This is a genomic window from Bradyrhizobium sp. JHI2711 (genome assembly GCF_056156565.1).
The window spans coordinates 985804-1012284 of record NZ_JBPZPT010000003.1 but is presented as its reverse complement, the minus strand read 5'-3'; the positions used below and the strand labels follow the sequence as shown (position 1 = coordinate 1012284).

Here is a 26481-nt window from a genome sequence, read left to right as displayed (position 1 = left end):
GGATTGATGCCGGATGGTTCCGCCTCTTCCGCTGCGGCGGCGGATGCCCGTACGGTGCAGCATTCGGCGGTGCAGTCCTGTGAAGGCGCCATGACCAGCTTCCTGATCATCGACGATCATCCGCTGTTTCGCGAGGCCCTCGGTAATGCGGTGCGGCTGGCTCTGCCGGAGGCGCGGATTGTCGAGGCGATGTCGATCGAGGACGCCCTTCACATCCTGACGGCCGAGCAGGGCGAGGGCATCGACCTCGCACTGCTCGACCTCCTGCTGCCCGATGCGACCGGCTTCTCCGGCTTTCTGCGCTTGCGCGAGGCCCATCCACGCCTGCCCGTCGCCATCGTGTCGAGCGAGGAGGACCAGCGCGTCGTTCGCGAGGCGCTGGAGCTTGGGGCCGCGGGTTTTCTGCCGAAGTCGCTGTCGAAGCGCGAGCTGGCGCAGTCGATCGAGGGCGTGCTGAACGGATCGGTGTCGGTGCCGAAGGATTTCGTGGTAACGTCGCAGCGGCGTCGGGCCGAGGCCAGCAAGGCGCTCGAGGTCAAGCTGCGCGAGCTCACGCCGCAGCAGCTTCGCGTGCTCGATCTGCTGCGGCGCGGCTATCCGAACCGGCAGATCGGCCAGGAGCTTCAGCTCGCCGAGTCCACGGTGAAGGCGCATATCACCGAAATTCTGCGCAAACTCGGCCTGTTCAGCCGCAACAAGGCGATCATCGAGATCGGCAAGGTGGACCTGCCGGATCCCAAGGCCCGGCCTTATGCGCGGGCCGACCGCGGGCGGCCGCAATGACGCGCAATATCCTGCTTGATCTGGATCAAACCGGTCTGGTCCGGCTGCGACATTCTCGTTTCGGCGTCGAACCCTTCGATCATCTGGCCAATCAACCGGGAATGGCTCACGCGTGATGCGATTTCTGATCGTCGAAGACCATCCGTTGTTTCGAGAAGCCTTGGAGGGCGCGCTCCAGATGGCGGCGCCGGCGGCCGAGATCCTTCAGGCGACGTCGATCGACGGTGCGCTCGAGCAGGCCGCGGCGGCTGCCGAGCTCGACCTCATCCTGCTCGATCTGTCGATGCCGGGCACCACGGGCCTTTCCGGCATCATCCGCATCCGCAAGGCCTTTCCCAGGATTCCCGTCGTCATCGTATCAGGGCATCAGGATCCGCAGATCATAGCCGGCGCCTTGTCGCTCGGCGTCTCCGGCTACATCCTCAAATCGTCCTCCAAGCAGGAGCTGGCGCAGTCGATCGGCGAGGTGCTGCGCGGTGCGGTCTGTGTCCCAGCCGCCTATCGCGGGCTCGTCCGCCCGCAACGCGCCGCCGGCCCGGCGCAGGATCTGCTGAAACGCCTGCACGAGCTGACGCCGCAGCAATTGCGCGTGCTCGAAATGCTCAAACGCGGCCTGCAGAACAAGCAGATCGCCTTCGAGCTGAACATCTCCGAGACCACGGTGAAGGTCCACGTCTCCGACATCCTGCGCAAGCTCAACGTGCTCAGCCGCACCAAGGCCATCGTCGAAATGTTCCGGATCGATTTCGCGACCCTGGCCGGCGAAGGCGCCGGCCTGAAGGGGGAGCGTTCGCAGGCCGATCCGCCCTCAGGATAATCCGGTGTCATTCGTCGGAACGAGGCGAGCCGCGGTTCAAGCCGGTAGCGGCTGGCCGGCTTGCTCGCGAGCGATGTAGTCGGCGTACCAGTCCGGCCAGTTCGCATCGTACTGACCGCCGTTCCGCTTCTCGTGCTCACCGTGTGCCTTAGCCGCACGTCGGAGCGCGCTCGCGAGCTCGGACGAGGAGGTGAATGTTGTTCCTGCTGGCTCTACGCGTCCCGGCAATCGCGTGGTGATCTCCTGGAACAGCCAGCCGTTGCCATCGGGATCGTTGAATGAGACGTACGAGCGATAGCTGGCGCGTGCGGGATCCAGACCAGCAATCCGACGGCGCCCGAACAGATAAGGCTCGTCGGGTCCGGTGTGCACGTCGCCTTCAGCGTGGAAGACTTCGCTGACCTCGACGCCGCGACCGCGCAGATCGTCTCGCGCGGCTTCAATGTCGGAGACGATCAGGTACAGACCCTGGGCGGAGCCGGGCGCCGCCGCGGTCACGTTCTTGCCGAAAATGACCGAGGAGGGGGAGCCGGGAGGTGTGAACTGGATGACGCGGTAGTCGTCAGGCCCGGCGAAATCGGCATCGAGCCGCCATCCGAGGTTCGCATAGAACTTCTTGGCGCGATCGATGTCCGAAACAGGGATGACGACGACTTCGAGCTTCATGTCGATCGTTGGCGCTTGGGTGGTCTCATTTGCATCGGGGGCAGGCATTGCTTCTCTCCTGATTATAAGCGGTTACGATATAATCGTGTACGAGATATAAAATACCTTGGAGCCTCAATGTCAACCTTCCGATTTAATCGGACACGATATATATGCACGCGGAGTTTCACATGTCCGTGTTGGAAAGGGCACCCCCATGAGCCTGAAGAACGGTCCCAGAGCCGAATTCAGAGACGATTCCAGAGATGATTCAACGACCAATCAGCCGAAACCGGCCGAGGGCGACCGGCGCCTCGACGATTTCCTGTGCTTCGCGATCTATTCGGCCAACCTCGCCTACGGACGAGCCTACAAGCCGGGCCTCGATGAGCTCGGCCTAACCTACCCCCAGTGGATCGCGATCGTGGCGCTGTGGGAGCAGGACGACCAAACCGTCAGCGAACTCGGCGACAAGATGTTCCTGGAATCCAACACCCTGACGCCGATCCTCAAAAAGCTCGAGGCGGCAGGCTATTTGCGCCGCCAGCGCGATCCCGCCGACGAGCGGCAGGTGCGCGTCAGTCTCACCGACGCCGGCCGACGCCTCCGCGAGAAAGGCATGCACATGAATCTCGTGAAGTCGAGCGGACTAAAGCCCGATGAGTTCGCGCGGCTGCAGAAAAGCGTCGTCAAGCTCCGCGACAATCTAATCAAGGCGATGGAGGAGGAGTGACAGGCCCCTGTCTACTTTGCATGGGGTTGTTTTCGACATTCTTGTCTTGGCTACGTCCGATAGCCCCGCCGCAAGGAAGGCGAGGCGAAGATCATCCGCGCTTCAGCTCAGCAGGAACGACAGCAGCGCCCGCATCTCGGCCGGCTTGATCGGCTTCTTCAGCACTTCGAGGCCCTGCAGGCTCGCCTGCTTCGCCGCCTGTTCGGAATAGTCGGCGGTGATGATCATGGCGGGCGTGTCGAGCTTCAAATGCTCCCGCACGTCGGTGATGGCCGACAGGCCGCTTTCGCCGTGGTCGAGATGGAGGTCGGCGATCACGACATCGGGCGCGCCGCCGAGCTCGCTGAGGCGCACGAGCGCGTCCGCACCCGATCGCGTGGTCGCGACGTCGCAGCCCCATCCCTCCAGCAGCGCGGCCATCGCCTCCGAGCCGTTCGGATCGTTCTCGATCAGCAGGATCTTGGCGCCTTCGAGCCCGCTGTAATCGTAGTGCCGCGCGGCGGGCGCGACCTCCTGCACCTCGTCGGCGACCTCGGCGAGGTCGGCCGGCTCCAGCTCCAGGGTGAAGGTCGATCCCTTGCCGAGCTGTGACGACAGCCGCACCTCGTGCCCGAGCTCGCTGGCGAAGCGGCGGACGATGGAGAGGCCGAGCCCGAAGCCGGCTTGGTCGGCCGCGTTGGCATCGCCGCGCTGGAATTCGCGGAAGATCGCCTCCTGCTGCGCCTGCGCGATCCCGGGTCCGGTGTCGGAGACCTGGACGCAGATCTGCCCGCTGCGCGGCCGGCATCCGATCACGACGCCGCCGCTGCGGGTATAGCGAATGGCATTGGCGAGCAGGTTCTGCAGGATCCGCCGCAGCATCATCGCGTCCGACATCACCGCGAGCTGAGAGGGGCGGATGCGCAAGGACAGGCCTTGCCGCGCGGCGATCGGCTCGAACTCGTTGCGGAGCTGCTCGAACAGGGGGGCCAGCGCGATCGCGCGCACGTCGGGCTTGAGCGCGCCGGAATCGAGCTTGGCGATCTCCAGCAGCGAGCGCAGCAGGTCCTCCAGCATCACCAGCGAGCGGCTCGCCTGGTCGATCAGCACGCCCGCTTCCTGCGACTCCATCATCTCCGTCAGTGCGGACAGGGTCAGGCGCGCCGCGTTGAGCGGCTGCAACAGATCGTGGGTGACCGAGATCAGCACGGAGGATTTCAGCGAGCTTGCCGCCTCTGCCTGCTGCTTGGCGCGGTAGAGCCCCTCATTGGCACGCTCGACCGAATGCAGCGCCTCGCGCAATTGGTGCGTCCGGTCGCGAACCTTGTTGTCGAGCGCGATGGCGGTTTCGAACAATGAAAAGGCGTTGAGCTGCTGGTCCATCGAGCGCTCGACGCGCGACATCAGCGCGGCATTGATCTTCCTCAACTTGGCGGCCTCGCGCCTGAGCTGGTCGACCGCATCGGGGCCCTGCCACATGTCCGTCACGACGGGCGCCTTCCGATCGCAACTCCCGTGAAGGTCTGGTTCACATGCATGGAGCCGAACTGCTCGCCGTAAGTGTGAAAGCCGACCACACGGTTCTGCCGGTACAGTTCTGACATGTCGCGGGCGAGCTGATGCTGCTCGGCATCGAGCCGGCGGAGCAGGCATTCGAAGCCGATATAGAGCGAGACGTCTCCGATCTGGTCGCGGATGTCGGCGAACGTCTCGCGGGCCGCGCCGACCAGGCTTCGCGAGGTCGCGGCGGTCAGCACCATGCCCTCGTCGATGGCGCAGAAGAAATGCAAGGAGCCGTCCGGCTCGACGCGCTGGATCGAGCGTGCGTAATAGGCGCCGCCGACGCGCACGAGGACCGGATGCGAGGCGAAGGAGAACGGATCGAGCTTGGCATCCATGATGCCGACCACGCGCGAATATTCTTGCGCGGCAGGCTCTGCGTTCAACTCCCGGACCATGCGGTTTTCGATGTCGGCCTCGGTCACCACCATCTTCTGCGCCTGCGGCTCGAAATTGTCGCACTTGAAGACGCGGAACGGCAACGAGGTGTTCAGCAGGATCAACAGGGCAGCATTGCTGTGTGCCTTGCCGTCGAAAAACACGAACGTCTTCTCGAAGCGCAGCCCGTCGCCTGCCGACCCGCCGACGACCGGAATGTCGTCCAGCGATGCATAGATCGCGGACATCACCGCTTCTTCGCGGCGGCACAGGCCGTCGATCAGGACTAGGCCGAAGGGACTGCCGCGCTCGACCTGCGGCGTGGCCCGCAACAGCTCGTGCCGGAGCTCGCCGCCGATCCTGCGGCCGTCCTCGACGCGGAAGCTGTCGAGATTGAAGATCGGCCGCACCACCGCGGAAAAGTCCGCGCGGCTGAACGCCAGCGCCACGACGCTGTTCTCGTCCCAGCCGTCAGGAGCAAGCTCGCCCGCGGTGGTACAGCCGCAGACTTGTGTGTCGTCGAATTGGCGGCTGATCTCCGCGATGAAGCGATCGGGGTCGTAGCTGGGGGAGACGAACACCAGGATCAGCGCCAGCCCGTCGGACGGGAGCTGGGCCGCCAGCTCGGCCACGGCGTCATCGACGCTCGCGGCCTTCGACTTGGCCACGGCAACGCCAGACGCACCGCCAAACCGAAAATCGGTTTGCCCCACTCCGTTTCTCCCTTAAGGCTCGGTCTGATGCCAAGTGCCTGATAATTATCGAGAGTAGGGCGTTTTCCGGTGAGCCGCAACACGGCAGCCGCTCCCCGCAAGCCCGGTCGGATTTACCACCCCTTGAGGATTCTGCCCTAATTTTCCGCAACGTTCGGAAAGGGCTGCTTCCGGGCCGCAGAATCACATGAGCTGGGGGTTGGGAATGTCCGGGCGTACCGCGTCGCCGTCGAAGCGTGCACTATTTCCGACTCCCAAGTTCCGCGCAAAGATCATACTCGGCTTCGCCGCCGTGCTGGTGATCTCCGCCGGCAGCATGGCGTTTTCCTATTTCGGCTTCGAGCGGGTCGCCGCCGGGGTCGGATCCTACCGCAGCAGCGTGTCGGAGGCCGATCTCGCGCGCAACATCGATCGCGAGCTGCTCGCCTATCGTTCGGCCGTCAGATATTTCGTCGTCACCGGCAAGGAAGACGACGCCAAGGCGGCGCTCGATGCCGAGGCCAGCCTGAAGAATGCCATCGACCAGGCCGTCAAGAGCGCCAAGCAGCCGCCGCGGCAGGAAAGCCTCGGCAAGCTCGCCAAGGAGTTCTCCAACTTCTCCGCCACCTTCGCCAAGGTGCTCCAGGCCAAGCGAGACAGCGCGCTGCTGGTGCAGAACCAGCTCCAGCGCCAAGCCAATCTCCTGAAGTACAAGCTCGACGACATCGGCAACAACGCCTCCGACGCCGAAGCGCAGGCGATCGAGTTTGGCACCAAGCAGGTCAACGCCCAATTCCAGACCGCAAGCGCTGCAGCCACCCAGTTCGTGCTGACGTCCGATCAGGCGATCGCGAACAGCGCCTTGGCGCGGCTGAAGTTCGTCGAGAACTCGCTGGGCGCGGTCTATTCCATGGACGACAAGATTGTCGCTGGCCTCAAGGAGGCCAAGTCCATCCTCGGCGCCTATCGCGAGGCGCTGGAGAAGTTGATCGCCAACGCCAAGCTGGTCGATGGCCTCGTCACGGAGATGAGCGGCTCGGCCGGCGCGATCCAGCAAGGCGCCACCGCCATGAAGGCGGACCTCGTCGCCGAGCAGCAGCGGCTGGATTCGGAGTCGGCGGCGACCATCGGGCAGACCGAGCAGCTGGTGCTGATGCTGGCCGTCGGCGGCACGCTGTTAGGCGCGGTCCTCGCCTTCCTGCTCGGCACCGGCATCTCGCGGCCGATGATTGCGATGTGCAAGGCGATGCGCGAGCTGGCCTCGGGCAATTTCGATGTCGTGTTGCCGGGCCTGGGGCGCAAGGACGAGATCGGCGAGATGGCCGGCGCGGTCGAGGAGTTCAAGATCCAGGCCGTTGCAAAGGCCGAGCGCGATGCCGCCGCCAGCGAAGTGCAGAACCGCGAGCAGGCCGCAAGCCGCCGCGCCGAACTGATCCGCTTTGCCGACGATTTCGAGAGCGCGGTCGGCGCCATCGTCTCCAACGTCTCGGCCTCGGCCGTGCAGCTGGAATCGGCCGCCTCCACGCTGACCCGCACCGCCGAGACCACGCAGAGCCTGTCGAGCCAGGTCGCTGGCGTCTCCGAGCAGGCCTCCTCCAACATGCAGTCGGTCGCGACCGCGACCGAAGAGTTGTCGGCCTCGGTCGAGGAGATCGGCCGCCAGGTGCGCGATTCCAGCCGCATCGCAGAGGCTGCCGTCATGCAGGCCAAGGAGACCGACGGCCGCATCGGCAAGCTGTCGCACGCGGCACAGCAGATCGGCGAGGTGGTCAAGCTGATCACCGCGATCGCCGAGCAGACCAATCTGCTCGCGCTCAACGCCACCATCGAGGCCGCCCGCGCCGGTGAAGCCGGCCGCGGCTTCGCCGTCGTGGCGAGCGAGGTGAAGTCGCTGGCAAGCCAGACCGCGAAGGCGACCGACGAGATCTCCTCGCACATCACGGGCATGCAGGGCGCCACCGCCGAATCGGTTGCCGCGATCAAGGAGATCGGCGCGACGATCGGCCAGATCTCGTCGATCTCGACCTCGATCGCGAGCGCGGTGGAGCAGCAGGGCGCGGCCACGCAGGAGATCGCCCGCAGCGTCCAGACCGTCGCGCAGGGCACCCAGACCGCGGCCACCGATATCGGCGAGGTCAACCGCGGCGCCGCCGAGACCGGCTCGGCCTCCGAAGAGGTGCTGAACTCGGCCAAGACACTATCGAGCGAAAGCACCCGCCTTCGCACCGAGCTCGACCGCTTCATGGCGAACATCAGGGCGGCGTAGTAAAGCGCACCTTAACAAATCCCTACGTCACCTAACCGCCAGTTGCGGCGCCACAAGTTTACCGCAGCTTATCCTTTGCCGGTTACCGTGCACACGAGTCGGAAGCGGGCTGCTTCCCGGCTGCGCCTGGTTTTCCGCGAATGGAATGGGGTGGGGGAATGTCGGTCACGTCCAAATCGAGCCAATCGAAGTCGCGCCAATCGAAGCTGCCAACGCTGCGTTTTCGCGCAAAAATCATCCTCGGCTTCGTGGCGGTGCTCGCCATCCTCGCCGTCAGCATGGCGTTCGCCTATTTCGGCTTCGAGCGGATCGCAGGCGCTGTGGCCTCCTACCGCACCAGCGTAGCGGAAGCCGATCTGGCGCGGACGGTCGATCGCGAGCTGATCGCCTATCAGGGGCTGGCACGGGCCTATACCCTGACCGGCGCAGCTGATGACGAGACCGCGGCCAAGGCCGCTGAAGGAAATCTGAAGAGCGCGATCGCCAAATCGATGGCCGCCACCACGGGCGCGGCTCGCCGCGAGCAGGTCGGCAAGCTCGAGGCCGAGTTCCAGAGCTTTACGAAAGTCTTCAGCGAGATCATCACGCTGACGCGCGAGAACAACAAGATCGCGGCCGACGAGCTCAACAGTGTCGGCAACAAGATCCGCTTCAAATTCGACGATCTCGCCGACACCGCGGCGCTGGCGGGTCTCTCCTCGGTGCAGACCACGGCCAAGGACATCACCTCGCAATATCTGGCGGTCTCGACCTCGGTCAGCGCTTTCGTCGCCAAGCCGGAGCCGAAGACCGCCGACGGCGTGATCGCCCGCATCAAGTTCCTCGAGACGCTGCTGGTCTCCGTCTACGCGAACGACCAGAAGATCACCGATCGCGTCAAGGAGATCGGCGATCTCTTGAAGCAGTACCGCACCTCGTTCGCAAAGCTGACCGAGAACGTGAAGGTCATCGTCAAGCTGAACGGCGAGATGACCAAGACGGCGGCGACCATCCTCAAGCTCTCGGCCGAGCTGCGTTCGGATCTCACCGCGGACCAGCAACGCATCGAGGCGAGCGCCAATGCGACGATCGTAGAGACCCAGCAGCTGATGTTGATGATGGCGCTCGGCGGGCTGGCCATCGGCATCGTGCTGGCCTTGTGGCTCGGCAACGGCATCTCGCGGCCGATGATCGCGATGTGCAAGGCGATGCGGGAGCTCGCCTCGGGCAATTTCGATGTCGTGTTGCCGGGCCTGGGGCGCAAGGACGAGATCGGCGAGATGGCCGGCGCGGTCGAGGAGTTCAAGATCCAGGCCGTCGCTAAGGCCGAGCGCGATGCCGCCGCCAGCGAAGTGCAGAACCGCGAGCAGGCCGCAAGCCGCCGCGCCGAGCTGATCCGCTTTGCCGACGATTTCGAGAGCGCGGTCGGCGCCATCGTCTCCAACGTCTCGGCCTCGGCCGTGCAGCTGGAATCGGCCGCCTCCACGCTGACCCGCACCGCCGAGACCACGCAGAGCCTGTCGAGCCAGGTCGCTGGCGTCTCCGAGCAGGCCTCCTCCAACATGCAGTCGGTCGCGACCGCGACCGAAGAGCTGTCGGCCTCGGTCGAGGAGATCGGCCGCCAGGTGCGCGATTCCAGCCGCATCGCAGAGGCTGCCGTGATGCAGGCCAAGGAGACCGACGGCCGCATCGGCAAGCTCTCGCATGCCGCCCAGCAGATCGGCGAGGTGGTCAAGCTGATCACCGCGATCGCCGAGCAGACCAATCTGCTCGCGCTGAACGCCACCATCGAGGCCGCCCGCGCCGGTGAAGCCGGCCGCGGCTTCGCCGTCGTGGCGAGCGAGGTGAAGTCGCTGGCAAGCCAGACCGCGAAGGCGACCGACGAGATCTCCTCGCACATCACGGGCATGCAGGGCGCCACCGCCGAATCGGTTGCCGCGATCAAGGAGATCGGCGCGACGATCGGCCAGATCTCGTCGATCTCGACCTCGATCGCGAGCGCGGTGGAGCAGCAGGGCGCGGCCACGCAGGAGATCGCCCGCAGCGTCCAGACCGTCGCGCAGGGCACCCAGACCGCGGCCACCGATATCGGCGAGGTCAACCGCGGCGCCGCCGAGACCGGCTCGGCCTCCGAAGAGGTGCTGAACTCGGCCAAGACACTATCGAGCGAAAGCACCCGCCTTCGCGCCGAGCTCGACCGCTTCATGGCGAACATCAGGGCGGCGTAGGTTCGCTGCTCCTGTAGCTCGCGGTCCCGAAGGGCCGCGCTATCGCCTTACACTCCGCTGTCCGGAACGACAGCGGAGTGAGTTCATTCCCTTCCGAACGCCCGCTTCAGCTCGACCTTCGCGCGCTCCAGTCGCGTGCGCTGCGTCTTGGGCAGCGTCTTGCCGGCGCGGTTGATGTAGAAGGTCAGCATCGACAGCGCCGACCGATAGGCGCCGGTCTTGCGTCGCGAGCTGTGCTCGGCCGAACGCTTCAGCGAGGCCGCAATCCTCTTCGCGCTGGTCAGCTTGAACACCCCTTGCTTGAGGTCGAGCGCATCGCTCTCCTCCGTCACGCGCTGCGACCAGCGCCTTGCGGCGCGTTTGGTGCTCTTGCGCGCGGTCCCGCTCCGCCGGGTGTTTGCCTTGCGTGCCGTCTTGCGCGGGCTGCTGTTTCGAGAATGTGTCGTCTTTCTGACCTGAGCCATGCGCCAACTCCTTGCGGGTCCAGCGGAAACGAGCGGTGCTCGCTGGCGTTCCCGCGGGAACCCGGCCCCCTCGCAAACGTTGTCGCAGGTGGCAGGCAGAATGCCGCACCCCGATGATCGGATCGACCCCGTCCACGTCATGTGAGCCGGGGCCGCTTCCATTGATCAGACGCAACAATCCGATGGAACTGCAGCAGAGCCCAGCGCTGAACTATGCACCCGTAGTCTCGGCGGCGGCCGTGACCGACCGCATCGTCGAGACCAGCATTCCCTCGCGGCTCGATGCGCTGCCGTGGAGCGGTTTTCACACCCGCGTCGTGCTCGCGCTGGGCATCACCTGGATTCTCGACGGCCTCGAGGTGACGCTTGCGGGTGCGCTCTCCGGTGCGCTGAAGCAAAGCCCATCGATGCAGTTCTCCAATCTCGATCTCGGCATCGCCAACTCCGCCTATCTCGCGGGCGCCGTGCTCGGTGCGCTCGGCTTCGGCTGGCTGACCGACCGTATCGGCCGCAAGAAGCTGTTCTTCATCACGCTGGCGCTCTACCTCTCGGCAACGGCCGCAACCGCGCTGTCATGGGATGTCGCGAGCTATGCGCTGTTCCGCTTTCTCACCGGCGCCGGCATCGGCGGCGAGTACACAGCGATCAACTCGACGATCCAGGAGTTGGTGCCCGCACGCTATCGCGGCTGGACCGATCTTGTGATCAACGGCAGCTTCTGGATCGGGGCTGCGATGGGCGCAGTGGCGGCCATCGTGCTGCTCGATCCCGCAGTATTCGCTCCCGATCTCGGCTGGCGCCTGGCCTATCTGATCGGCGCCGCCCTCGGCCTCGTCGTGCTCTTGATGCGGATGTGGATCCCGGAAAGTCCGCGCTGGCTGATGATTCATGGTCGTCCCGACGAGGCCCATGCCATCGTCGACGGGATCGAGCGGTCGGTGATCGGGCACGACCAGGATACGAGCGACGGACGCTTCACCAAGATCCGCCTGAAGATGCGCGATCACACGCCGATCCCCGAGGTGGTCCACACCTTGTTTTCGGTCTATCGCCGGCGCGCATTGGTCGGCCTCGTTCTGATGAGCGCGCAGGCATTCTTCTACAACGCCATCTTCTTCACCTTCGCGCTGGTGCTGACCGATTTCTACGGCATCAAGGCCGACCACGTCGGCTGGTACTTGCTGCCGTTCGCGGCCGGCAATTTCCTCGGGCCGCTGCTGCTCGGCCGCTTGTTCGATACGCTGGGACGCCGCACCATGATCACGTTCACCTATGGCGCATCGGGCCTGTTGCTGGCGCTATCAGGCTATCTGTTCTCGATCGGTGTCCTGAGCGCGCAGGGGCAGACCATCGCCTGGATGGTGATCTTCTTCTTCGCCTCGCCCGCCGCGAGCGCGGCCTATCTCACCGTCAGCGAGACCTTTCCCCTCGAGGTTCGCGCGCTGGCGATCGCGGTGTTCTATGCGGTCGGCACCGGCATCGGCGGCGTGATCGGGCCGGCGTTGTTCGGCGCGCTGATCGACACGGGATCGCGCACCAGCGTATTCGCCGGCTATCTGCTGGGGGCCGTCCTGATGATCGCGGCTGCGATCGTGGCGTGGCGCTATGCCGTCGCCGCCGAGCGCAAATCGCTCGAACACATCGCGCGGCCGCTCGCCTTTATGGAGTAGACTGATGAAATCGGAACTTGCGGAAATGGCGTTGGACCAGAAGCTCACCATACCTGATGACGACGAGACGCCGGAAACGGTGCCGGTGCCGCATGCGTTGGTGCCGCATCTCGATGAAATCGCCATTCTGCTCGACATCGATGGCACGCTGCTTGAGCTGATGCCGACGCCGCGCGAGGTGTGGGTGCCGCCGGGCCTGTCGGAAACGCTGAAAGCTTTGACCGAGCGCACCTCGGGGGCGCTGGCGCTAGTCAGCGGCCGCTCGCTCAACGACATCGACCTGATCTTCGCGCCCGACGTGTTCCGCGCCGTCGCCGGTCATGGCGCGGAGATGCGGCTGGCGGTGGACAGTGAAGCGGATGCCCTGCACGCGCCGCCGCTCGACAAGGAGCTGAAGCGGCGCCTCGCCGCCATCGCCAAGCTCAGCCCTGGAATCCTGCTCGAGGACAAGGGCTATTCGCTCGCGCTGCATTACCGCCTGGCGCCGCATGCGGAGAAGGCGATCTACGAATCCGTCTCACTGATCCGCGCCGATCTGCCCAATGCGCCGATCGAGGTGCTGCCGGGCAAGTTCGTCTGCGAGATCAAGCATTCCGGATTCACCAAGGCGAGCGGCGTGCGCGAGTTGATGAAGCGCGCGCCGTTCAAAGGACGTCGTCCGCTGTTCATCGGTGACGACGTCACCGATGAGACCGTGTTCGCGATCATGCCCGACATGGACGGGCTGGCGTTCTCGGTCGGCCGCCGCGCCATGGGCGTGAATGGCCACTTCGATGCGCCGGCGGATGTGCGTGCGTTCCTTGCGCACCTGCTCGATCCCAGGTGAAACCAAGGCAGCGTCATCTCGCAGACACAAAGGCTTGCATCGCAGCGCCATTGCGCGGTGCGATGCATGCTGCGCAACAGGACCGGAAACGCTGTCTTTGCAGCGAAATGACTGGGTTCCACGAGCGAAACCAGTTCCAACGCGCACGCCCGATTTTGGTTTCAATTGGTTGAAACGATGATCAGGAACCATATTGATGAACGGCAGTTAAATGGGGCGGAATGAACAGGAGGGGACGACCTGTGAACTTGATCGTCGTTTCAAATCGCGTCGCCCGCGGCAAACCCAACGAGCCCATGACGGGCGGCCTTGCGGCGGCATTGCTTCCCGTTGTGGAACATTCTGGTGCGATCTGGGTCGGTTCCTCCGGCCGGGTGCGTGATGGCCACCAGAAGGAGCCGTTCGCCGAGATCGAGGCGCTCGGGACAGGCGCGATTGCGACGTTGGATCTGCCGGCGGCCCATTACGGCGGATACTACGAAGGCTTTGCCAATTCGGCGCTGTGGCCGGCGCTGCATTCGCGCAGCGACCTGATCCGCGTCTCGCGCGAGGACTATGTCAGCTATCGCGAGGTCAACGCCTTCATGGCGCGCGCCTTGATGCGTTTCCGCAAAGCCCGGACTGCGTTCTGGGTTCAGGACTATCACTTCCTCGCGCTTGGTGCCGAGCTGCGCGAGCTCGGCGTCGATGATCCCATCGGCTTCTTCCTGCATACGCCGTGGCCCGTCACTGCTGTGATGCAGGGCGTACCCAACCATCGCGAGCTGATCACCGCGATGCTGGCCTATGATCTGCTCGGCTTCCAGACCGAGGAAGATCGGCAGAACTTCCTCGGCTATGTCGGCGCCGAGCTCGGCCTCACCATCGAGGACGGGGTCGTGGTCTCGCAGCATGGGCGCACGCGCTGTGAAGTTTTCCCGATCGGCATCGATGCGGAGAAGTTCGCCGCCTATGCCGCGAAGTCGGCCGCGCATCCGGATGTGTCGCGCCTGCGCCGCAGCCTCAACGGCGAGCGCCTCGCGATCGGCGTCGACCGGCTCGACTATTCCAAGGGTCTCGTCAACCGCATCAGCGCATTCGACCGGCTCTGGACCGAGCAGCCGCAATTTGCGCGCAGCATCTCGCTGCTCCAGATCGCCAATCCCTCGCGCGGCGGCATCGAGGCCTATGGCAATCTCCAGAACGAGGTCGCGCGCCTCGTCACCGACGTCAACGGCCGCCACGGCGAGGTCGACTGGACGCCGATCCGCTATTTGAACAAAGGCTTCAGCCAGGCCGTGCTCGCCGGTCTCTACCGCACCGCGCAGGTCGGCGTGGTGACGCCCCTGCACGACGGCATGAACCTCGTCGCCAAGGAATACGTCGCCGCGCAAAATCCCGCCGATCCCGGCGTGCTGGTGCTGTCGAAGTTCGCCGGCGCCGCCAACGAGCTCGACGCTGCGCTGCTGGTCAATCCGCACGATATCGACGGCATGGCCCGCGCGGTCGCGGTCGCGGCATCCATGCCGCTCACCGAGCGCAAGATGCGCTGGGATGCGATGATGAAGAAGCTGCGCGGCCACACCATCCAGCAATGGTCCGCCGATTTCGTCGCCGAGCTCGAGAAGTGCCGCGCCGAGAAGGCCGCCGTGGCGCCGCTCGCGGCCCAGCCGCCGCAGGCGCTGCGCTGGTTGAAGTCGGCGATCTCAGGCGTGCGGTTGATCTAGTTCTTCTCCCTCTCCCCATTCTTACGGGGAGAGGGTTGGGGTGAGGGGCTCTCTCCATACCTGATATCTATCGAGAGACCTGTATCCCCTCACCCGGATTGCATCTACGATGCAATCCGACCTCTCGCCGCAAGCGGGGAGAGGTGAAAAACGGCCCCTCAATAGCAATACGACACGCCGTCCAGGATCGCGCATTGCCGCTTGTTCGGCGCGTTCGGATCGTCCAGCGGCACCAGGCCCTTGCCCTGGCCGACGAACACGCCGGGCCCGACATGCACCGAGCTCTTGTTGCCGATGATCACGCTCTGATGCGGCGCCGAGCTGGAGCGCGTGCCGTCCGGCCAGAGGATGGCATCGCCTGAAAGCACCCTGCGCCGGCCGTCGTCGCAGCTGACGTCGACCCCCTGCCGGGTGCAGACCTGGGCCAGGGCCGGCGCGGCAAGGGCGGAGCCGAGGGTCGAGATCAGGCTCAAGGCGGCGATGGTGTTGCGGATGGTCATGGCGTCCCCGGTCGTGTGTGGCGGCTTGCCGTGAATCGTCGCGCCAGGGCCGCCCGCGGTTCAGCCCCGCGGCCGCTCCAGGTACCTGTGGAGCCAGATATTGTGCTGTAAATACAATAAGTTGCGGAAAAATCGCCCGATATCTCCGCGATCCCTTGCAAAATCGTCGGCGCCCCTTCAAGAGAGGGCGCTCCGGAGAGATGGCCGAGTGGCTTAAGGCGCACGCTTGGAAAGCGTGTGTGCGGGAAACCGTACCGTGGGTTCGAATCCCACTCTCTCCGCCATCCGCTCAAATCAATCGCGCCGGCTTATTTGCCTTCGGGGCCAGCAATCGTCGCCAAGCGTCCGAGCAGGGCCGCCTCGGCCCTGGAAGTCAGACGGTAGCCTTCCGCCATCTCGGCCATGTCGCCGCGGGCGACGCACGCGTCCCACCAGTCCCTCACAAAGCCCTCGGCGTACCCGCGCGTGTTGAAGCCGTAAGGTTCGGTGACAAGGTCGAAAGCGATCATCAGCTCGTAACAAGGCGAGTCGTAGGAGGTGCCGGTCTCGGACCGGCCCAAGAAAGCTTCGAAGGATCTGGCCGTACGAAGGCTCGAATAAAGCCAGAACATCAGTCCATACATCAGATGTGAGCGCTCGTCGTCGTGCAGGGCAAAGAAGCCCTTCTCGTCCACGATCTGCCGGGCCAAGGTGCGCAACATTCGCTCGCCGTGCGGCAGACGGTCGCCGACGGCGGCCAAGGCTCGCACCACGATTGGCGATAACGTTCCCCGCTCGACGGTCGCGATCGCAGCGGCCCGATCCTCCTCAGCAGTGTCGTACTCGGACTCCTCCACCAAGCCGCGAATGAAGGTCTCGAAGTCCGGCGCGACGACGACGATACGGCAGTCATCCTCCTGGTCGACGTACACGACCTGCGGCTCGCCCCGCTTTCCGCAGCTCCGGTAGTCCAGCATGATCAGTTCGTGGCCGCCGGCCGGCGTGTCGGCGATTCCGACGCCAATCGGCGGGTAGCCCCATTCCTCGATCATGAACTTGGCGCCAAACTTCCCGGCGAGTGAATAGGTGGACGTACGGCCAAGAGCGAAGAGCCCCTCGATAGCCACGTGGTCCGCCGCCCAGCCTGTACGCTCCTTCATTGGATGGCAGTTGCGCTTGACCATTCCGCCATTGTGGCGCCGTGCGAGGTCGACATAGGCCGCCGGCAGCCGATACCCTCCGATTTCATGCTCAATGGAGGCGATCAGCTCGTCGGTCGGCGGAGGCTCGACATAGTTCTCCAGGGAATACGGACAGTCATTCCAGAAGCCTTCGAAGTCAAAGTCGTCAAAGAGCCGTTTCGTCGCCATCTTCATTACCTCGTCATGTTACGAGGCGTGTCTAAGCGCCCAGTAGCCAGGACCGTTGATTGCCGCCCTTCGGAATGAAAACAGCTTATACGTCAATCAGGATTGACTGACACTCTCTCCGCCATTTGCTGCCGCTCATAACGGTTTGGTTGCAGGCTCGAGTCCCGCCGGTGCGGTTGAGGCGCTTAGTTGCTTTCATTGCTGGGCAGCGGCTTCATATTCGTGGGGTCATGCCCTCAGGAGCTTATTCCGTGCCGCAAGCGATCCTATCCGCGCAGAGCCGACCCCTCCGTTCTCGTGCCGAGTTAGCCTCCATCATCATAAGCGCCTATGAGCGCATCGAGCGGGACCGGCACCGCAATTGCTGGATCTATGTGCGGCCCATGGAAGAAGCGCTGGCTGAGGTTGATGCCCTTGTGCAACGAGCGGAAGAGGGTGAAGTCCTGCCGCTCCTTGGCGTGCCATTCGGCGTCAAGGACAATATTGACGTTGAGGCCATGCCAACGACAGCAGCCTGCCCGTCATTCGAATATAGGGCTGCGCAATCGGCTAGATGCGTCGAGAAATTGGCGGCCGCGGGTGCGATCTGTCTTGGCAAAACCAACCTGGATCAGTTCGCAACCGGACTGTCCGGCGCCCGCTCCCCTTACGGCGCCTGTTCCAGTGCGGCGGACGATCTGTATGTCTCCGGTGGTTCGAGCTCCGGCTCGGCTGCTGCCGTAGCATCCGGCCATGTTGCCTTCGCTCTCGGCACAGATACCGGCGGCTCAGGCCGGATTCCCGCGGGTTTCAACGGAATCATCGGGATCAAGCCAACCGTCGGCCTCGTCTCGTCCCGGGGACTTGTGCCGAACTGTCCGACGCTCGATTGTCCCTCGATCTTCTGCAATTCCATTGCCGAAGGTCGAATTCTGCTCGGGTTGATCGAAGGATTCGACGACAGTGATCCCTTTAGCCGCCAACGGATTGCCTCGTCCTTCCCATCTCCTCGCAAATTCCGGTTCGGCCAGGTCCCTGTCGGTCATCTCAATTCATTCGGCATGCCGGAATGCGACGACCTCTACAGGCAGGCCTGCACGAGGCTTTCGGGATTGGGAGGTCAAGCCAGGAACATTGACTTCGCGCCTTTCGCCGAAGCCGGTGAAATGCTCTTTTCAGGGCCTTGGATTGCCGAACGTCATGCGGCGATCAGCAAGCTCATGAACATCGATCATGGAGACCTGCTTGACGTCATCCGCAACGTGCTGAGCGGAGCTGCCCGGTTTTCCGCAACAGATGCATTCGCCGCGCAACATCGACTTTGGAAGCTGCGACGCCAGATCCAAACGCTTTTCGAGGAGATCGATGTTCTGGTGGTACCGACCGCGCCACGCCCCTTCACGATTGCGGAGATGATGGAAGATCCCATCACGCTCAACAACCGCCTCGGTTACTACTCCTATTTTGCCAATCTCGTGGACTTGTGCGCGGTGTCGGTTCCCAATGCAACGCTCGGCAACGGCATGCCGATGGGTATCACTTTGCTGGCACCTGCGTGGCGCGACCATGTTGTTCTCGACCTTGCCGAACGATGGCTGCCCGATGCGAAGGCCAGACTGTTCGATCTAAAGGAATATCCGAAGGCCGCCTCCTAGACCACTTCGAGATCGAGGGCGCGCAGATTGAGGATCACAATCAGGCCCCGGTGATAACGGATGACGCCTCTTGCCTGCATGCGGGAAAGCTGCACCGTCACCCATTGGCGGGTTGAGCCGATCAGATTGGCGAGATCACCATGCGTGAACGGGATCCCGATCACGATCTCGCGGCCCTGCTGCGAACCGTAGATCTTCGAGAGGAAGACCAACAGACGATGCAGCCGCTCGGTCACCGAGCGGGTCCCCAGCATTTGCGCCATGGCCGAGTAGCACCGTGCCTTGAAGGCGAGCGCATCCAGCAGCGCGACTGCGATACTTGCCGATTGAAGCGCCAGCGCGCGCAGGGCTGGGCCGGGCAAGAACGTCACTCGGCTTCGTTCCACTGCAACCGAAGACCATACGTGGGCACCAGTACCGAACAGATCGGGGCCGCCGACGAAATTGCCGGCGAACCAGTAGGCCAGCGTCACCTCGCGTCCGGAAGGCGCCGCGTAGTAGCTGCGAATACGCCCCTCTTCGATCAGATAAATGCCGTTCTGCAGATCGCCCTGACGCCAGACATGCTTGCCTGCCGGCAGGACCTCCTCGCGGCCGATGGCGAGGACACGGCGCCGGTCAGCCTCACACAACGGATCCAACAAGCTCGGCAGCGACCCGACCAGAGCATCCGATCCCGCCAGCATGATGCCGGTCGCATTCCTGAGACTTGCCGCTGACATCTGCTCGCTCCCCTGCCGCCGCAGGGGAAAGCTATTCAAGAGCCATGCCAGAACATATCGTCAGGCGCCTACGTCTTGATTTCCATCTGCTCGAAGGCCCTGCGGCCTTCCGAGCGGATCAGGTCAAGGCAATCCCGCTTGAGGGCGAGATAGGCGGCCTCCGCGACAATGGCGCTGGAGCGCGGCCGCGGCAGGCTCACCTGAAGATCCCTGAGGATGCGGCCAGGTCCGGCGCTCATGATCAGCACACGGTCAGAGAGAAGGATCGCTTCATCGATGTCGTGTGTGACGAAGACGATTGTTGCATTGATCCGCTCGCGGAGCTCGAGCAGATTGTCCTGCATGACCGCCCGGGTCTGCGCATCCAGCGCTCCGAACGGCTCGTCCATCAACAGGACACGCGGTTGATTGGCGAGGGCACGGGCAATCGCAACCCGCTGCTGCATGCCCCCGGATAGCGTGTGCGGATATGCCGACGCAAATCTGGTCAGGCCGATCATCTCGATGAGACCGTCGGCAATCCGCAGCGCCTCCGCTTTCGGCTTGCCGAGAGCGCGGGGCCCGTGCGCGATATTCCGGCGCACCGATTTCCACGGAAACAGATGTGGCTGCTGGAAGACCATTCCGATCTCGGGTCGTGGCTTGCGCATTGCTTCGCCGGCCATGAGCACCTGGCCTCCGAACGGCCGCTCGAGGCCGGCCATTGCATTCAGCAGCGTGGACTTGCCGCAGCCGGATGGACCGACGATCGAGACGAATTCCCCCTGGGCTACTGCCAGGGATACGCGGTCGACTGCGATGACCTGCCCGCTCGGCGCATCGAAGACGATGCTCAAATCCTCGACCCGGATGATCGCCTGACGCGCCGCGGCGGACGGCGGGTACGTATCCACGAGCCTGAGCGGCTGGTCTGGACGAAGCAGGCTCGGGATCATCGCCACCACACAGCACGTTCGGCAAGAATTGCGAAGGAACGGTCGGCGATGAAGGAAAGCAGCCCGAGAGCCGCCAGCCCGCCCATGACCTGACCCGTTTGCATGTTCTGTTGCGCAATTTCGATACGATAAACGATACCGGCGAACGCTCCCGCCAACTCGGCGGCGACCAGCGTGTAGAAGGAGATGCTCACCGCGGTTCGAAGACCGACCGTGATATAGGGCAGCGCGCCAAGAAGGACGATCTCCCACAGCATCTGCGGTTGCGGCGTGCCGAGCATCTGGGCGGCTCGGATAAGTCCGTGGTCGACTTTCTGCACCCCGATGTGGGTCGCCAGCCATACCGTGAAGAACACGCCCCAAACGACCAGGAAAAGCTTGCCTGTCTCCGAGAGGCCAAACCAAAGGATGACGATCGGCACGAAGGCTATGGGAGGAATTGGGCGAAGGATGTGAAACAAGGGCGAAAGCAGGCTGGACACCAGCCGAAACCGGCCGGTCAGGATGCCGAGCACGATTCCGCCCGCGGCCCCGATGGCAAATCCCGCGGCCACGCGCGCGAGGCTCGCCATCAGGTCGGCGAAGAATTGTCCGCTGCGAATCCATTCGAGAACGGCAACGGCGACGGTCGATGGCGGCGGAAACAGCACGGTGTTCACGATGCCGGAGCGCGCAACCAGTTCCCACATGCCTGTGAAGGCGGGCACGGAGAGGACGGCGACCAGTACGCTCAGCCGTTCGGTCGCGCTGCTGCGTCTGCCGACGCTCACGGGCGTGCCCCCAGCGTGACGCGAGCTGAATCGAGCGCCTTCAGCGGCGCCGTCACCAGGACTTTCGTGAAATCGGGCATGCTCGCTCCAGGGGGATGATTGCCGGTCTCGAGCCGCCAGGCGGCATGGGTTTTCAGAGTCGTGAGAATCCTGTCGTCGAGGCGCACATGGTAGACGTAGTCCGTCCAGATCGACGCCAATTCATCGCGTTTCATCCCAGTCGCCGCTGCGATGACGTCGATTGCTTCACCCGGATTCGCCTTGAGCCAGCCCTCGGCTTCGATGAGGGACGCCAGGAACTTGCTGACGATCGCCGGGTTGGCGGCGAGGTAAGACTGCGTCACGACGATATTGAAGGTCTCCGAGTAGAGACCTTTGGTATCAAGCGGGATCGCGCCTTCGCCGAGAGCCTTCTTCGCATTCGCGACGTGTGGCTCCCAGGTGTCGAATGCGTCGATGCTGCCGGCCGCCATCGCAGGGAGCATCTCCTGCGGTCGCAGGTTGACGAGCGTCACGTCCTTCGACGTCAGGCCCGCCGCTTTCAACAGAACCGAGGTGTAGACCTCGCTGCCGGTTCCGGCCGTGAAGGCGATTCGCTTTCCACGCAGATCGGCCTTCGTCTTGATTCCGGCAGAAGCTGCGGTCATGGTCTTGAGATCCGAATATTCCATCCCCGCCACGAAGGCGATGGGCTGTTGCGCCATCGCGGCCGCCGTGACCGGCGCCTCGGCTGTTGTCGCGAAATCCGCCCCTCCCCCAAGCACCGTATCGAGGCACTGCTTCCCGCTGGTGAAGTTGGAGACCGAGATGTCGAGCCCGTGCTTGGCGAAAAGGCCCTTCGCATTGGCAACGATCGCCAGTCCCGAGATCGGCCCAAGATTCTGGGCGAGCCGCGCCTTCAGCAATTCCTCGGCCGTCGCGCGCTCGGACGGCGCAAACAGGAAGGACGCAGATAGCACGAACACGGCGAAGCGAAGAGCAGTTGTTGATCGCATGCCAAACCCCTGTGATGCCGGCGATCGGAGGTGATCGACCTTGACGACAGGATCGTCTGAAGATCGAAGATCATGAAGCAATTAATCGACAAGGCCCTGCTGTCCACTTTTTGCGCAAGCAAAACAGCTTCCGACCGTGATCGGGGCAATAAATTCATCAAGCTGCTCACACCTTGGGCGCAGCATGGCCTGCGGCAGCGGCGCTCTGCTGGCTTTCGCCAAGCCCGACGCCGAATTCAATCAGAACCGATCGGGATTTCGGTACCGTTGCGTGCGCGGCGAAACCAGGCCCACGTCTGCCGCGTCACTGCGATGTAGCCCGGGCCCCGATAGACGATCCGATCGGCGACGATCCGGTTCAGTTTCGGCAGCGCATGGAAAGGAATCGAAGGATAGGCATGGTGTTCGACATGATAGGGCATGTTCCATGCGAACCAGCGCACGAACCTGGCGGTATAGGTGGTGCGGGTGTTCTGGAAGGCGCTGCGCGTGCGATCGCAGCCGGTGTGTTCGGCAAGCAGATACGGACGCAGAAACAATTGACCGACGATCACGGGGACGACCCAGACCCACAACAGGATCAAGGTGTGCAACGCGATCGATGCCAGCAACAGCGCGACGTAGCCTGCCAGATGGAGACGCGCCTCTGTCACGACGATGTGGCGTTTGCCTTCGGGAATCCAGGGTGACGTGGCGTTGCCGGTCAACGCATGGCGAAGCATCAGCCCCACCCGGAAGGCAACCTGCCGCAAGCCGCTGTAGACGATCACCAATTGCGCGTCCGAGGTCGGGATCGGAACCGACAGCAGTTCCGGATCCCTCTTTGGATCCTGCGTATACCGATGATGATCCCAGTGGAATAAACAGTAATATTCGTAAGGCAAGCCGACCGCGAACGAGGAGAGATGACCGAAGACGAGATTAAGCGCCCGGCTGCGAAATGCCGTCTTGTGGGCGGTCTCGTGGACCACCATGAACAGGAATGCGACAAAGTAGCCTTGGACGACCACCAGCGGCAACGCCCAGACGATTCCGTATTGCGATGAGACCAGCCAGATCAGCGCGCCGACAACGACGATCACGCCGTAGTGGCTGGCCGCGCGGATCAGACCCTGCCAATCGGACCGCACCGACAATTCGCGCAGCATGGCTGGAGTCAGCGGCTTCTCTCCGGTGGCAGTGATGGCATTGCTCATGATCGTGGTCGCCTCTTTTTCGGAATCGCACACTTGACCGTGCTCGTGAGGACGCTGGAATTGGCCAAGCACAGGCCGACCCTAGGAAGCGCGGCCGCAATGCAGAAGCAATTTATTTCGCCGGCGTTGGCTCGCCCGGCATCCCTGGACTGACACTCTCCTCGCCAGCCTTCGCAAACGACGTTTGCGCAAGGCTGGCGCGCCGAAGCCCGCAGGCCGAAGGCGGACTCGGTGCCGTTTGCTTCGGCTCGGCAAGCCTGCCGGGGGCAAGCTTCTCCTGCGCCCTCCGCCGCCGCTTCACCCCACCAGCTTCCACTTCCCATCCCCGGTCCGCTTCAGCGCGGGGTCGCTCACCCGCACGTGCTCGGCGAGGAAATCGATGAACGCGCGCACGCGTGCCGGGAGTGGGGCGGTATGGCCGACATAGACGGCGTGGATGTCTTCGCGGTCGCCGGGATTGTAGCCTTGCAGCACCGGCACGAGGCGGCCAGATTCGATGTCGGGACCGATGTGGAAGAGCGCGAGGCGCGCGAGACCGACACTGCCGAGGCAGAGGCGGCGGGCGGCTTCGCCGTCGCTGGCGCGCGCGACCGGCGGGGGCAGGGCCTCCTCGGCGTGGTCGCCACGCCTGAACGGCCAGCCGCGGATGCTGCGTGGAAAGGTCCAGCCGATGCCGCGGTGGTCGGCGAGGTCGGCCGGAATCTTGGGCGTGCCGCAACGGGCGAGATAATCCGGCGCGCCGACCACGACCATGCGGCTGGTGCCGAGCTTTCGCGCGACCAGACGCGAGGCGCGCAGCGGACCGACGCGGATGGCGACGTCCGCGCGCTCCTGCATCAGGTCGATCACCGTATCGGTCAGCACGAGATCGAGCGTGACGTCGGGATGCTGCGCCAGAAACCGCGGGATCAAAGGCATCACATGCAGCATGCCGAAGGGGATGTTGCAGTTGACCGTGAGGCGGCCGCGCGGCGCCGCGCCCGAGGCCGCCTCGCGCTCGGCCTCCTCCATCTCGGCGAGGATGCGCAACGATCGCTCGTAGAAGGCCTGGCCTTCCGCTGTCAGCGTCAGCTTGCGCGTGGTGCGGTTGACGAGCCGCGCGCCGAGGCGCGCCTCCAGACGCGAGATCAGCTTACTGACGCCCGATGGCGTCAGACGCAGCTTTCGCGCGGCCTGGGTGAAGCCGCCGAGGTCCACGACGCGGACGAAGACCTCCATCTCGGCCGAGCGGTTGGTATCGAAACGGGCCATGTTGAATTCACGTCACAAATGATTGGATTGCGGACATTCTAATGGTTTGGCGGCAGCGCCGCTATCTGCGTGGCTCGTCTCATCCCTTGGAGCAACGCATGCCTCCTGCCGTCCTCGCGCTCACCGCCGGTGCCTTCGGCATCGGCACCACCGAATTCATCATCATGGGCTTGCTGCTGCAGGTCGCCGCCGACATGCACGTCTCGGTGCCGGTCGCGGGCCTGCTGATATCAGGCTATGCGCTCGGCGTGTTCGTCGGCGCGCCGGTGCTGACGCTGGCGACGCGGCGGATGCCGCGGAAAACCGTGCTGCTGGCGCTGATGGCGATCTTCACGCTCGGCAATGCGGCTTGCGCGCTCGCACCCACTTACGAATTGCTGATGGCCGCGCGGGTGCTGACCTCCCTCGCCCACGGCACGTTCTTCGGCGTCGGCTCGGTGGTGGCCACCAGCCTCGTCGCCGAGGACAAGCGTGCGTCTGCGATCGCCACCATGTTCATCGGCCTGACGGTCGCGACGCTCCTGGGCGTGCCCTTCGGTGCCTGGCTCGGCCTGATGCTCGGCTGGCGCGCGGCGTTCTGGGCGGTGACTGTCATCGGCGTGATCGCGTTTGCGGTCGTCGCCGGGCTCGTCCCCGGCCATGTCGGCGATGGCGACAAGCCGATCTCGCTTGCCGAGGAAGTGGCCGTGCTCGGCCGTCCGCAGGTGCTGCTCGGTCTTGCCATGACCGTGTTCGGCTTCGCCGGACTGTTCGTCGTCTTCACCTATATCCAGCCGATCCTGACGCGCTTCACCGGCTTTTCGGAGGCTGCCGTCTCGCCGATCCTGCTGGTGTTCGGCGTCGGCCTTGGGATCGGCAATATCGCCGGCGGCAAGCTTGCGGACCGCGGCCTCGCACGGGCCTTGACCGGCACGCTTGCCGCGCTTGCGATCGTGCTGCTCGGCCTGGCGGCCGTGCTGTCGATCAAGATCCTGTCCGTCGCGCTGATCCTGCTACTCGGCACCGCCGCCTTCGCGACCGTCGCCCCGCTTCAGCTTCGCGTGCTGGAAGCCGCAGGTCCCAGTGGCCGGACGCTCGCCTCCAGCCTCAACATCGCCGCGTTCAATCTCGGCAATGCGCTCGGCGCCTGGGCAGGCGGCCTCACCATCGACCGCGGGCTCGGCCTTTCGGCGCTGCCGCTGGTCGCGGCCGGCATCACCGCCATTGGCCTCGTTCTGGCGCTGTGGAGTCTCCGGCTCGATCGCGCGCCGGCCACCGTCGCGGTGTGCCCGGCGGAGTAGGAGAGCGATCATGGAATACCGCAATCTCGGCGCTTCCGGGCTCAAAGTTCCCGCCCTGAGCTTCGGCACCGGCACGTTCGGCGGCCAGGGTCCGTTGTTCTCCGCCTGGGGCCGCAGCGGCATCGATGAGGCCCGCAGGCTCGTCGATATCTGCCTCGATGCCGGCGTCAATCTGTTCGACAGCGCCGATGTCTATTCGAACGGCGCCTCCGAGGAGATCTTCGGTGCTGCGATCAAGGGGCACCGCGACAAGGTGCTGATCTCGACCAAGATGAGCCTGCCGATGGGCGACGGTCCGCTCGATGCCGGCTCGTCGCGGCAGCGGCTGCTTGCCTCGGTCGATGCGGCGCTAGGACGGCTCGGCACTGACCATATCGATCTGCTTCAGCTCCACGCCTTCGACGCGTTCACGTCGATCGAGGAGGTGCTGTCCACGCTCGATATGCTCGTGCGCGCCGGTAAGCTGCGCTATGTCGGCGTCTCGAATTTCGCCGGCTGGCAGCTGATGAAGTCGCTCGCGATCGCGGACCGGCATGGCTGGCCGCGCTATGTCGCGCACCAGGTCTATTACTCCCTGCTGGGGCGCGACTATGAATGGGAGCTGATGCCGCTCGCGCGCGATCAGGGCGTCGGCGCTCTGGTCTGGAGCCCGCTGGGCTGGGGCAGGCTCACCGGAAAGATCCGGCGCGGCCAGCCGCTGCCGCAAGGAAGCCGTCTGCATGCCACCGCACAGTTCGGTCCGCCCGTGGACGATGCGCGCCTCTACGCCGTCGTTGACGTGCTCGATGCGATTGCTGTGGAGGCCGCTCGGACCGTGCCGCAGGTCGCGATTGCCTGGCTGCTGTCGCGTCCCACGGTCTCTTCCGTGATCATCGGGGCGCGCGACGAAGCGCAGCTGCGCGACAATCTCGGTGCCGTCGGCTGGTCGCTGAGCGCGGACCAGATCAAGCGGCTCGATGAGGTCAGCGGGGTGATGCCGCCTTATCCGTACTATCCCTATCGCGTCCAGGAGGGCTTTGCGCGGCTCAATCCACCGTTGGTGTAGGAGCTTGCTCATGGAAGGCTGCGATTGCGACAGAGCGTCGCGACAATGCGCCATGCAGAATCGCGCCTGTACAGGGTC

23 protein-coding genes and 1 tRNA gene are annotated in these 26481 nt (G+C 64.3%); 12 read left to right on the top strand and 12 right to left on the bottom strand.

The window, feature by feature from the left end:
• The first annotated feature begins 90 nt into the window (after window positions 1-90).
• Window positions 91-783 (top strand): response regulator, encoded by a 693-nt coding sequence (locus tag ACTEK7_RS27065; protein WP_225143332.1) that lies wholly within the window; start codon window positions 91-93, stop codon window positions 781-783.
• Between the two features lie 115 nt (window positions 784-898).
• On the top strand, window positions 899-1600 hold the full coding sequence (locus ACTEK7_RS27060; protein ID WP_225148662.1) for a response regulator: 702 nt from the start codon (window positions 899-901) through the stop codon (window positions 1598-1600).
• Window positions 1601-1636: 36 nt separating this feature from the next.
• On the opposite strand, the gene ACTEK7_RS27055 is transcribed toward ACTEK7_RS27060, so the two are convergent.
• Complete coding sequence (locus ACTEK7_RS27055; RefSeq protein ID WP_225143300.1) at window positions 1637-2314, bottom strand: VOC family protein; 678 nt, start codon at window positions 2312-2314, stop codon at window positions 1637-1639.
• Window positions 2315-2462: 148 nt separating this feature from the next.
• On the opposite strand from ACTEK7_RS27055, the gene ACTEK7_RS27050 reads away from it, so the two are divergent.
• Entirely contained in the window at window positions 2463-2978 is a 516-nt protein-coding gene (locus ACTEK7_RS27050) for a MarR family winged helix-turn-helix transcriptional regulator (protein ID WP_036016140.1), read from the top strand.
• A 102-nt stretch (window positions 2979-3080) separates the two neighbouring features.
• Here ACTEK7_RS27050 and ACTEK7_RS27045 read toward each other — a convergent pair whose 3' ends face one another.
• Both ACTEK7_RS27045 and ACTEK7_RS27040 read right to left on the bottom strand, forming a co-directional pair.
• On the bottom strand, window positions 3081-4436 hold the full coding sequence (locus ACTEK7_RS27045; protein ID WP_225148663.1) for a hybrid sensor histidine kinase/response regulator: 1356 nt from the start codon (window positions 4434-4436) through the stop codon (window positions 3081-3083).
• 5 nt (window positions 4437-4441) lie between these two features.
• Window positions 4442-5608: an FIST N-terminal domain-containing protein gene (locus tag ACTEK7_RS27040; RefSeq protein ID WP_057030254.1), complete on the bottom strand. Its 1167-nt coding sequence runs from the start codon at window positions 5606-5608 to the stop codon at window positions 4442-4444.
• 205 nt (window positions 5609-5813) lie between these two features.
• Between ACTEK7_RS27040 and ACTEK7_RS27035 the strand changes: the two genes are divergently transcribed.
• Together ACTEK7_RS27035 and ACTEK7_RS27030 are read left to right on the top strand one after the other, a co-directional pair.
• Entirely contained in the window at window positions 5814-7853 is a 2040-nt protein-coding gene (locus tag ACTEK7_RS27035; protein WP_225148639.1) for a methyl-accepting chemotaxis protein, read from the top strand.
• 158 nt (window positions 7854-8011) lie between these two features.
• The gene (locus ACTEK7_RS27030; RefSeq protein WP_225148640.1) at window positions 8012-10060 is read left to right on the top strand and encodes a methyl-accepting chemotaxis protein; all 2049 of its coding nucleotides are present in this window, start codon (window positions 8012-8014) and stop codon (window positions 10058-10060) included.
• Window positions 10061-10143: 83 nt separating this feature from the next.
• On the opposite strand, the gene ACTEK7_RS27025 is transcribed toward ACTEK7_RS27030, so the two are convergent.
• Window positions 10144-10524, bottom strand: a complete 381-nt coding sequence (locus tag ACTEK7_RS27025; protein WP_225148641.1) for a DUF3175 domain-containing protein — start codon at window positions 10522-10524, stop codon at window positions 10144-10146.
• Window positions 10525-10706: 182 nt separating this feature from the next.
• Here ACTEK7_RS27025 and ACTEK7_RS27020 point away from each other — a divergent pair, with 182 nt between their 5' ends.
• The 3 genes from ACTEK7_RS27020 (at window position 10707) to ACTEK7_RS27010 (ending at window position 14726) form a co-directional block, all read left to right on the top strand.
• On the top strand, window positions 10707-12194 hold the full coding sequence (locus tag ACTEK7_RS27020) for an MFS transporter (protein WP_036026149.1): 1488 nt from the start codon (window positions 10707-10709) through the stop codon (window positions 12192-12194).
• A gap of 4 nt (window positions 12195-12198) precedes the next feature.
• The gene (otsB, locus tag ACTEK7_RS27015) at window positions 12199-13020 is read left to right on the top strand and encodes a trehalose-phosphatase (protein WP_036016048.1); all 822 of its coding nucleotides are present in this window, start codon (window positions 12199-12201) and stop codon (window positions 13018-13020) included.
• Between the two features lie 242 nt (window positions 13021-13262).
• Window positions 13263-14726 carry a trehalose-6-phosphate synthase gene (locus ACTEK7_RS27010; protein ID WP_225148642.1) on the top strand — a complete coding sequence of 488 codons (1464 nt, stop codon included), beginning with the start codon at window positions 13263-13265 and terminating at the stop codon, window positions 14724-14726.
• Window positions 14727-14884: 158 nt separating this feature from the next.
• Here ACTEK7_RS27010 and ACTEK7_RS27005 read toward each other — a convergent pair whose 3' ends face one another.
• Window positions 14885-15226: a hypothetical protein gene (locus ACTEK7_RS27005; protein ID WP_225148643.1), complete on the bottom strand. Its 342-nt coding sequence runs from the start codon at window positions 15224-15226 to the stop codon at window positions 14885-14887.
• Between the two features lie 194 nt (window positions 15227-15420).
• Between ACTEK7_RS27005 and ACTEK7_RS27000 the strand changes: the two genes are divergently transcribed.
• A tRNA-Ser gene (locus tag ACTEK7_RS27000) sits at window positions 15421-15510 on the top strand.
• Between the two features lie 24 nt (window positions 15511-15534).
• On the opposite strand, the gene ACTEK7_RS26995 is transcribed toward ACTEK7_RS27000, so the two are convergent.
• Window positions 15535-16581, bottom strand: coding sequence for an SMI1/KNR4 family protein (locus tag ACTEK7_RS26995; RefSeq protein ID WP_225148644.1), 1047 nt, complete (start codon window positions 16579-16581; stop codon window positions 15535-15537).
• Between the two features lie 245 nt (window positions 16582-16826).
• Between ACTEK7_RS26995 and atzF the strand changes: the two genes are divergently transcribed.
• On the top strand, window positions 16827-18209 hold the full coding sequence (atzF, locus tag ACTEK7_RS26990; RefSeq protein WP_225137202.1) for an allophanate hydrolase: 1383 nt from the start codon (window positions 16827-16829) through the stop codon (window positions 18207-18209).
• On the opposite strand, the gene ACTEK7_RS26985 is transcribed toward atzF, so the two are convergent.
• From ACTEK7_RS26985 to ACTEK7_RS26960, 6 genes are all read right to left on the bottom strand, one after another.
• Window positions 18206-18895, bottom strand: a complete 690-nt coding sequence (locus ACTEK7_RS26985) for a Crp/Fnr family transcriptional regulator (RefSeq protein WP_225129871.1) — start codon at window positions 18893-18895, stop codon at window positions 18206-18208. The genes atzF and ACTEK7_RS26985 overlap by 4 nt on opposite strands.
• Before the next feature lie 104 nt (window positions 18896-18999).
• Window positions 19000-19875: an ABC transporter ATP-binding protein gene (locus ACTEK7_RS26980; RefSeq protein WP_225148645.1), complete on the bottom strand. Its 876-nt coding sequence runs from the start codon at window positions 19873-19875 to the stop codon at window positions 19000-19002.
• On the bottom strand, window positions 19863-20573 hold the full coding sequence (locus tag ACTEK7_RS26975; protein ID WP_225148646.1) for an ABC transporter permease: 711 nt from the start codon (window positions 20571-20573) through the stop codon (window positions 19863-19865). The genes ACTEK7_RS26980 and ACTEK7_RS26975 overlap by 13 nt, the downstream gene beginning before the upstream one ends.
• Window positions 20574-20632: 59 nt before the next feature.
• Window positions 20633-21631: an ABC transporter substrate-binding protein gene (locus ACTEK7_RS26970; RefSeq protein WP_225148647.1), complete on the bottom strand. Its 999-nt coding sequence runs from the start codon at window positions 21629-21631 to the stop codon at window positions 20633-20635.
• A gap of 236 nt (window positions 21632-21867) precedes the next feature.
• Window positions 21868-22827, bottom strand: a complete 960-nt coding sequence (locus tag ACTEK7_RS26965; RefSeq protein ID WP_225148648.1) for a fatty acid desaturase — start codon at window positions 22825-22827, stop codon at window positions 21868-21870.
• A 297-nt stretch (window positions 22828-23124) separates the two neighbouring features.
• Window positions 23125-24078 carry a LysR family transcriptional regulator gene (locus ACTEK7_RS26960; protein WP_225148649.1) on the bottom strand — a complete coding sequence of 318 codons (954 nt, stop codon included), beginning with the start codon at window positions 24076-24078 and terminating at the stop codon, window positions 23125-23127.
• A gap of 98 nt (window positions 24079-24176) precedes the next feature.
• On the opposite strand from ACTEK7_RS26960, the gene ACTEK7_RS26955 reads away from it, so the two are divergent.
• The gene (locus tag ACTEK7_RS26955; RefSeq protein WP_225148650.1) at window positions 24177-25358 is read left to right on the top strand and encodes an MFS transporter; all 1182 of its coding nucleotides are present in this window, start codon (window positions 24177-24179) and stop codon (window positions 25356-25358) included.
• A gap of 10 nt (window positions 25359-25368) precedes the next feature.
• Window positions 25369-26403, top strand: coding sequence for an aldo/keto reductase (locus ACTEK7_RS26950; RefSeq protein WP_225148651.1), 1035 nt, complete (start codon window positions 25369-25371; stop codon window positions 26401-26403).
• Window positions 26404-26481 lie beyond the last annotated feature (78 nt).

What these genes read in the sequence shown, in the direction of transcription:
- ACTEK7_RS27060 (WP_225148662.1), top strand. Translation starts at nt 899, where the DNA reads ATGCGATTTCTGATCGTCGAAGACCATCCGTTGTTTCGAGAAGCCTTG.
- ACTEK7_RS27055 (WP_225143300.1), bottom strand. Translation starts at nt 2,314, where the DNA reads ATGCCTGCCCCCGATGCAAATGAGACCACCCAAGCGCCAACGATCGAC.
- ACTEK7_RS26970 (WP_225148647.1), bottom strand. Translation starts at nt 21,631, where the DNA reads ATGCGATCAACAACTGCTCTTCGCTTCGCCGTGTTCGTGCTATCTGCG.
- ACTEK7_RS26955 (WP_225148650.1), top strand. Translation starts at nt 24,177, where the DNA reads ATGCCTCCTGCCGTCCTCGCGCTCACCGCCGGTGCCTTCGGCATCGGC.
- otsB (WP_036016048.1), top strand. Translation starts at nt 12,199, where the DNA reads ATGAAATCGGAACTTGCGGAAATGGCGTTGGACCAGAAGCTCACCATA.
- ACTEK7_RS27035 (WP_225148639.1), top strand. Translation starts at nt 5,814, where the DNA reads ATGTCCGGGCGTACCGCGTCGCCGTCGAAGCGTGCACTATTTCCGACT.
- ACTEK7_RS27025 (WP_225148641.1), bottom strand. Translation starts at nt 10,524, where the DNA reads ATGGCTCAGGTCAGAAAGACGACACATTCTCGAAACAGCAGCCCGCGC.
- ACTEK7_RS26995 (WP_225148644.1), bottom strand. Translation starts at nt 16,581, where the DNA reads ATGAAGATGGCGACGAAACGGCTCTTTGACGACTTTGACTTCGAAGGC.
- ACTEK7_RS27065 (WP_225143332.1), top strand. Translation starts at nt 91, where the DNA reads ATGACCAGCTTCCTGATCATCGACGATCATCCGCTGTTTCGCGAGGCC.
- ACTEK7_RS27020 (WP_036026149.1), top strand. Translation starts at nt 10,707, where the DNA reads ATGGAACTGCAGCAGAGCCCAGCGCTGAACTATGCACCCGTAGTCTCG.
- ACTEK7_RS26965 (WP_225148648.1), bottom strand. Translation starts at nt 22,827, where the DNA reads ATGAGCAATGCCATCACTGCCACCGGAGAGAAGCCGCTGACTCCAGCC.
- ACTEK7_RS27045 (WP_225148663.1), bottom strand. Translation starts at nt 4,436, where the DNA reads ATGTGGCAGGGCCCCGATGCGGTCGACCAGCTCAGGCGCGAGGCCGCC.
- ACTEK7_RS26950 (WP_225148651.1), top strand. Translation starts at nt 25,369, where the DNA reads ATGGAATACCGCAATCTCGGCGCTTCCGGGCTCAAAGTTCCCGCCCTG.
- ACTEK7_RS26960 (WP_225148649.1), bottom strand. Translation starts at nt 24,078, where the DNA reads ATGGCCCGTTTCGATACCAACCGCTCGGCCGAGATGGAGGTCTTCGTC.
- ACTEK7_RS26985 (WP_225129871.1), bottom strand. Translation starts at nt 18,895, where the DNA reads ATGCTGGCGGGATCGGATGCTCTGGTCGGGTCGCTGCCGAGCTTGTTG.
- ACTEK7_RS27005 (WP_225148643.1), bottom strand. Translation starts at nt 15,226, where the DNA reads ATGACCATCCGCAACACCATCGCCGCCTTGAGCCTGATCTCGACCCTC.
- ACTEK7_RS27030 (WP_225148640.1), top strand. Translation starts at nt 8,012, where the DNA reads ATGTCGGTCACGTCCAAATCGAGCCAATCGAAGTCGCGCCAATCGAAG.
- ACTEK7_RS27050 (WP_036016140.1), top strand. Translation starts at nt 2,463, where the DNA reads ATGAGCCTGAAGAACGGTCCCAGAGCCGAATTCAGAGACGATTCCAGA.